Annotated in this window: 8 protein-coding genes; 4 read left to right on the top strand and 4 right to left on the bottom strand. The window is 64.5% G+C overall.

Going from position 1 to position 5587, the window contains the following annotated elements; genetic code table 11:
* Positions 1-288: 288 nt before the first annotated feature.
* Positions 289-1695 carry a carotenoid oxygenase family protein gene (locus tag Q7U29_RS09455; RefSeq protein WP_304740721.1) on the bottom strand — a complete coding sequence of 469 codons (1407 nt, stop codon included), beginning with the start codon at positions 1693-1695 and terminating at the stop codon, positions 289-291.
* Between the two features lie 128 nt (positions 1696-1823).
* Between Q7U29_RS09455 and Q7U29_RS09450 the strand changes: the two genes are divergently transcribed.
* Positions 1824-2567, top strand: coding sequence for a TetR/AcrR family transcriptional regulator (locus Q7U29_RS09450; protein WP_370691721.1), 744 nt, complete (start codon positions 1824-1826; stop codon positions 2565-2567).
* Here the strand turns inward: Q7U29_RS09450 and Q7U29_RS09445 are convergent, their stop codons facing one another.
* Entirely contained in the window at positions 2568-3161 is a 594-nt protein-coding gene (locus tag Q7U29_RS09445) for a hypothetical protein (protein ID WP_304740723.1), read from the bottom strand. It lies immediately after the preceding gene.
* A 209-nt stretch (positions 3162-3370) separates the two neighbouring features.
* On the opposite strand from Q7U29_RS09445, the gene Q7U29_RS09440 reads away from it, so the two are divergent.
* Positions 3371-4027: an SET domain-containing protein gene (locus Q7U29_RS09440; RefSeq protein WP_304740717.1), complete on the top strand. Its 657-nt coding sequence runs from the start codon at positions 3371-3373 to the stop codon at positions 4025-4027.
* 121 nt (positions 4028-4148) lie between these two features.
* Here Q7U29_RS09440 and Q7U29_RS09435 read toward each other — a convergent pair whose 3' ends face one another.
* The gene (locus Q7U29_RS09435) at positions 4149-4439 is read right to left on the bottom strand and encodes a DUF6522 family protein (RefSeq protein ID WP_304740715.1); all 291 of its coding nucleotides are present in this window, start codon (positions 4437-4439) and stop codon (positions 4149-4151) included.
* 7 nt (positions 4440-4446) lie between these two features.
* Positions 4447-4884, bottom strand: a complete 438-nt coding sequence (locus Q7U29_RS09430; RefSeq protein ID WP_304740713.1) for an Rrf2 family transcriptional regulator — start codon at positions 4882-4884, stop codon at positions 4447-4449.
* An 83-nt stretch (positions 4885-4967) separates the two neighbouring features.
* On the opposite strand from Q7U29_RS09430, the gene Q7U29_RS09425 reads away from it, so the two are divergent.
* Both Q7U29_RS09425 and Q7U29_RS09420 read left to right on the top strand, forming a co-directional pair.
* On the top strand, positions 4968-5438 hold the full coding sequence (locus Q7U29_RS09425; protein WP_304740711.1) for a group III truncated hemoglobin: 471 nt from the start codon (positions 4968-4970) through the stop codon (positions 5436-5438).
* Complete coding sequence (locus Q7U29_RS09420; protein WP_304740709.1) at positions 5435-5587, top strand: hypothetical protein; 153 nt, start codon at positions 5435-5437, stop codon at positions 5585-5587. The genes Q7U29_RS09425 and Q7U29_RS09420 overlap by 4 nt, the downstream gene beginning before the upstream one ends.

The following is a 5587-nucleotide window of genomic DNA, read 5'->3' as shown; positions in this document are numbered from 1 at the left end:
GCGCTGCGCAGCTTGATGTTGTCGCCGTCGCCGAACAGCACCCTGTGTCCGCGGCGCAGCCGCGAGACCTGTAGCCCGAGCACGAGGTAGAGCAGGGCCAGTATGCCGAGATAGGCGGCTGTAATGGATGGCAGTTGCATGATGCATTCCCCCGATACGATGTCATTCCGGGGCGCGCGCGAGCGCGAACCCGGAATCTCGAGCGCAATCATCTCTGGATTCCGGGTTCGATGCTACGCATCGCCCTCAGATGTGCAATTGCACATCGGGGAATGACGTGAGTGAACTTTACGCCGCCCCCACCCAATTGCCATGGACTCCGTCGGGAACGCGATGGCCGAGCTGCACCAGCGCGACCGGGCCTGAATCGACGTCGGTAGCGTTGAATACCGCGAGATCGCTGCGGTTTTCGCGGGCGCGCCAGACCGCGGCGAGCAGCCAGCCGTCACCTTCCGCGGCGTCCTTGGCCCGCTCGACGAACACCGGCTCGGAGATGGTGTCGCCGGCCGGCAGCAGGTAGTTGCCGAGCCGCGATCCCTTGCCGTCGACATGGACGATGCCGGAGAGCGCGCCGATGAACGGCAGATCGTGGTTGGCGCAGGCGTACCAGCCATGGGCGCTCTTCAGGCCGGCGCGGCGATCGTCGATGCGCGGGAATTCGCCGGTGACGTCGTCCAGATAGGTTTGGCTGAAGCGGTCGGTATTTCCGCCGAGGTCGAAGGTCCAGCGGCACAGCCGCGCGCGGGATTTGGCGGGGTCGGTCGGCGAGCCGTCCGGATGGGTGAACAGCGGCGCCTCCTCGAACTGCATGACGTCGGCGATGATCCTGTCGCCTTCCTCCCAGGCGTTCATGACGTGGAACACGTAGCAGCTCTCGGCGCGGAACCAGACCAGATCCTTGGCCGAACCGTTGCGCTTCATGACGCCGACATAGGCGCCCTTTTCCGGCTCCCAGGCGTAAGCCGGCTTGCCGCGCATCGCGCGCTCCATGCTGCCGGTAATGGGCAGGATCGGAAACAGCAGGTGATTTTCGGTGACGATAAAATCATGCACCATGCTGGCATAGGGCGCCTCGAAACGGTCGAAGCGGGTCACCACGCCCGCGACATTGACCGATCCAAAGGAGAGGGCAGGGGTCAGCGGCCCCGCCGCATTGTAGCCGAAGAACACCATCTCGCCGGTGACCGGATCGATCTTGGGATGGGCCGTGAAGGGACCGGCGATGGCCTTGCCATAGTCGCAGTAGCCGAGGCGATTGAGCGTGCCGGGCTCGATCTCGGTCGGCAGATGGCCTTCCTCCAGCGCCAGCAACCGTCCGCCATGAAATATGATGTTGGTGTTGGCGACGCCAGAGTCGGTGCACGAGGTGGCCGGGGCGTCGGGCAGCTTGCGGCCGCCGAAGCCGCCGAACAGCGCGCGGCCGGCGTCGTGCTCGGCCTGCCATTTCGGGGTGCGGACCCAGCGGTTGCGGTAGCTGGCGCGGCCGTTCTCGAGATGGAAGGCGTGCAGCATGCCGTCGCCGAGAAACCAGTGCGCGCCCGGCGCTTCGAACTGCGGATTGGGCCCGTTGCGATAGAGCGTGCCGTTGAGCTCGCGTGGCAGCTCGCCCACGATTTTCAGATGCGGCGCGTCGCATTCCATCGGTATCGGCGCCAGATTGCTTCGGGCCGCCTTGGTCTCCACCTGGTCAAGCATCGGTCGCTCCCTGATTTTATCTTTACATCGTCAAGATATCGATAGGGCCAGGTTCCGTATCCGTCAAGCAAAATCTTTACAGTGTCAATATCAGGGCCTATACACCCCCGATGGCAAGAACACCCAGTATTGGACGGAGCGCTGTTCGGCGCGATTCGAAAGTCGCGGCGCCGGCCCGGGCCGGCCGCAAGCCAGCCCCGCCGCGCAAGGCCAGGACTCGTGACGACAAGACTCGTGACGCCAAGGCCAGCGAAGCCACGCCGTATCATCACGGCGATCTGCACGACGCCTTGCTCAAGGCCGCCGAGACCGTGCTGGAGCGGGACGGGCTCGGCGGCTTGACGCTGCGCGCGGTGGCGCGCGAGGCCGGGGTGTCCCATGCCGCGCCCACCCATCATTTCGGCGACCTCACCGGCCTCGTCAGCGAACTCGCCGCGATCGGCTTTCGGCAATTCAACCTTGCGATGGCGGCGGCCGGCGCCATCGATGCCCCGCCGATGTTCAAGGCGCTGGCGCGGGCCAAGGCCTATGTCGCCTATGCGCAGGCGCATCCCGGCATGTACGGGCTGATGTTCCGCACCGAGCGGCTCGACATGACGCGGCCCTCGCTGCACGAGGCCGCCAGCGCCTCGTTCGCCGGGCTGGCCGGCGCGGTCGGCGTCAGCCTTCAGCAGCAGGCGTCTGACGAGGCGCTGTCGCTGGAACACGCGGCGGCCATCGCACGCGCCTGGTCGCTGGTCCACGGCTTCACCACGCTGCTGCTCGACGGCCGCCTCAACGACATCCTGAAGCGGCTGCCCAAGGGCAACGATGTCGAGACCCTGCTGGATGCCATGCTGCGCTCGACCGTCAGCCGGCCGCCTGGACCCTGATCAGCGCTTTTTCGCCAGTTCGACCGCGCGGCCGCTTTCGCCGATCACCTGCACTTCGTCCTTGCCGCATTTGAAGCTTCGCGCGGTGTCGTCGGCGGCCTTGCGGGCGAGCTCATTGGCATTCGGATTGGCCTTCACGTCGACATAGGCGACATGGCACACCGCGCCGGGCGGCAGCCGCGTCACCGCCAGCAACGGTTTTGCGATGGGACGGCCGTTCTTGTCCTCGTCGGTAGTGTCGGAAATGTGCCAGCGCTGGATGATCGCGAAGGGTTTGCCGTCCAGCGCCCGCCATTCCACGGTGTCGGTGGTCGAGTTGAACGGCCCAAAGGGAGTCTCCGCCGCCGGCTCCTTGTCTGCCGCGGCGCGGTTGCGGCCGACCGAGACCGTTTCGCGCAGATCGTCCTCGCTGATGACCACCACGAGCCCGGCCTTGCCCGGGCAAACCCGGATCGTGGAATCGTCGACGCCGTTGCCGGCGCTGGTGACGCGGCAATCCCTTGGGGCGGTCGAGGTGTAGCTACTGCTGAAAGTTTGGGCGTTGGCCGGTGAAATCAGCCCGAAGCAGGCACCGAACAGCGCCGCCGGCACCATTCCCCGCATGATGCTCGCGCGGGAGGTCCGGCGCAGGTCGAGAGTACGCATCATCTGCCCGCTATGTCAGGGGAACCGGTCATGCCGGTTCGACGTACGCAATCTGGGGAAGGTTCAGGCAAAATGCGCGAAAGGCCTGACATTGGCCCGGAATCGCTCTAGAACAGCGGCTTCGCAATCCCTTCATAGCGCGTCAGTTCAAACTCATCATGCCTGCCATTCCGTCGAACAAACCCTACCGCGTCGGCCGTTCCCGCACCGGGCTTGGCCTCTTCGCCACCAAGCCGATCAAGAAGGGCGCCAGGATCGTCCGCTATTTTGGTCCGCTCTTGGATTCCAGGAAGGAGAAGGACGACGCGATCGAGAACAAGTATTTGTTCGAGCTCAACAACCGCTGGACCATCGACGGTTCGGTGCGCACGAACATCGCGCGCTATATCAACCACGCCTGCAAGCCGAACGCGGAATCCGACGTCAAGCCGCGCAAGCGCAAAGTCATCATTCGCGCGATCAAAAACATCGAGCCCGGCGACGAGATCAACTACGATTACGGCACCGACTACTTCAAGGAATATATCAAGCCGATCGGCTGCAAATGCGTCGCCTGCGAAAAGAAGCGCAAGAAGCAGCGCGCCGAGGCGAGGGCTGAAAAGGCCCGCCTCAAGGCAAAAGCCGAGCGCAAGGCCTTGAAGCAAGCCGCGAAGCAGGCGCCGAAGGCCGACAAGAAGAAGCCGAGCAAGTCGGCGCGTGCCAATGGCAAGCTCCTGAACGGCCACGGCGCAAAATCCGCGGCGGGCCGGACGGCGAAATCCGGGATTTCCCGGAAGGCCCGCAAGCCACGCGAGCAAAGCCGCGCGTCGGCCTAATCTGCGGTCTGCCTTCTCGCAAAGCTCGTCATGCCCGGCCTTGTGCCGGGCATCCACGTCTTGGCAGACTCGCAGGAAGAAAGACGTGGATGACCGGGTCAAGCCCGGCCATGACAAGTCCTCATCGGCCGGGCTTCCGCAGCGATTTCGGCAGCGGTGAATCGCCGAAATTGAGCGTCGAGCGTTGCAGGATCGCGCCGCCTTCATCGACCACCACGCGAAATCGCCGGTGTTCGCTGAAGAAGGTCAGGCGATAGCGGCCGCTGTCGGCGTCGGTCCCGCGCTCGGACTGGCTGGTGATCCGGCCCGCGCGCATCTGCTGCCGGAGCAGCGGCAGCGCAAGGCCCAGTCCCTCGGCAATGACCGATGCGTCGATCTCGACAGCGCCGTTTTCGAATTCGACAGGTTTCATCGGACGCTCATGCGGCACTTGCCGCTGTATTGTGCCTGGCCCGGGCGGGGTAGGCGCATTCCGCAAGCGTGGTGGTATCGAGTTCGCGCATGAAGGCTTCGCGCGCGGCGGCAAGACGAGCCTTCAGGCGGCAGCGCGGCTGCAGCACGCAACTACCGCCGTCGCCGCGGAAACACTCGACCAGCGCGTGGCGCTCTTCCAGCGCCCGCACCACTTCGCCGAGCGTGATCGCCTGCGGCGGCCGCGCCAGCCTGAAGCCGCCGCCGGCGCCGCGCTGGGTATTGATGAATCCGCCTTCGGCGAGATCACGCACCACCTTGGCCAGATGATTGCGCGAAATCCCGAACTCGGCGGCGATTTCGTTGGTCGCGAAAGACCGAGCCGGCTCGCCGGCCAGCCGCATCAGCGCGCGCAACGCAAAATCCGTAAACAACGTCAGGTTCATGGCATCCCCGGGGAAATAGGCCTTGCAAACCGATCCTACAGGTTTAAATAGGTATTTGAAATACCTATTTAAGGAGAGCCGCTGTGACGACAGCTGAACGGCGCGAAAAGATCACGGCGGAGATCGTGGCCAGGACCGGCATCACCGAGCCGTTGATCGAGCGGCTGGTTCACGCGTTCTACGCAAAGGTCCGCACCGATACGGTGCTGGCGCCGGTATTCGAGGCCCGAATTCAGGATTGGGAACCGCATCTGGAGCGGATGTGCGCCTTCTGGTCGTCGGTCGCGCTGATGTCGGGCCGCTATCACGGCACGCCGATGGCCAAGCACATGCCGTTGCCGGTCGATGCCGATCATTTCGACCGCTGGCTCGAGCTGTTCGAGGAGACCGCCATCGAGGTCTGTCCCCCCGCTGCCGCAACGCATTTTGTCGAACTGGCGCGGCGGATCGCCGCCAGCCTCGAACTCGGCATCGCCGGCGCGCAGGGCGTCATGCTCGGCAACGGCGAACGGTTCAGGCGTCAAGCAGATCAAACCGCAGGAGATGTCAGATGAAGCGTTCACCGGTCGCAACCGTCATCAACGATACCAGGCTGGCGCAGGAGCAGGCGAACCCATACTCGGGCAGCAGCCTGGTTCCGATGCTGATCAGCGGCATCGTTCTGGTCCTGGTGGGGATGATTGCCGCTGTCATGGTGAGCTGA

It is taken from the genome of Bradyrhizobium sp., assembly GCF_030654605.1.
In the GTDB taxonomy this organism is placed as follows: Bacteria; Pseudomonadota; Alphaproteobacteria; order Rhizobiales; family Xanthobacteraceae; genus Bradyrhizobium.
The sequence above is the reverse complement of the archived record's forward strand: the minus strand, read 5'-3'. Positions and strand labels throughout refer to the sequence as shown.

What these genes read in the sequence shown, in the direction of transcription:
- Q7U29_RS09455 (WP_304740721.1), bottom strand. Translation starts at nt 1,695, where the DNA reads ATGCTTGACCAGGTGGAGACCAAGGCGGCCCGAAGCAATCTGGCGCCG.
- Q7U29_RS09420 (WP_304740709.1), top strand. Translation starts at nt 5,435, where the DNA reads ATGAAGCGTTCACCGGTCGCAACCGTCATCAACGATACCAGGCTGGCG.
- Q7U29_RS09430 (WP_304740713.1), bottom strand. Translation starts at nt 4,884, where the DNA reads ATGAACCTGACGTTGTTTACGGATTTTGCGTTGCGCGCGCTGATGCGG.
- Q7U29_RS09440 (WP_304740717.1), top strand. Translation starts at nt 3,371, where the DNA reads ATGCCTGCCATTCCGTCGAACAAACCCTACCGCGTCGGCCGTTCCCGC.
- Q7U29_RS09435 (WP_304740715.1), bottom strand. Translation starts at nt 4,439, where the DNA reads ATGAAACCTGTCGAATTCGAAAACGGCGCTGTCGAGATCGACGCATCG.
- Q7U29_RS09445 (WP_304740723.1), bottom strand. Translation starts at nt 3,161, where the DNA reads ATGGTGCCGGCGGCGCTGTTCGGTGCCTGCTTCGGGCTGATTTCACCG.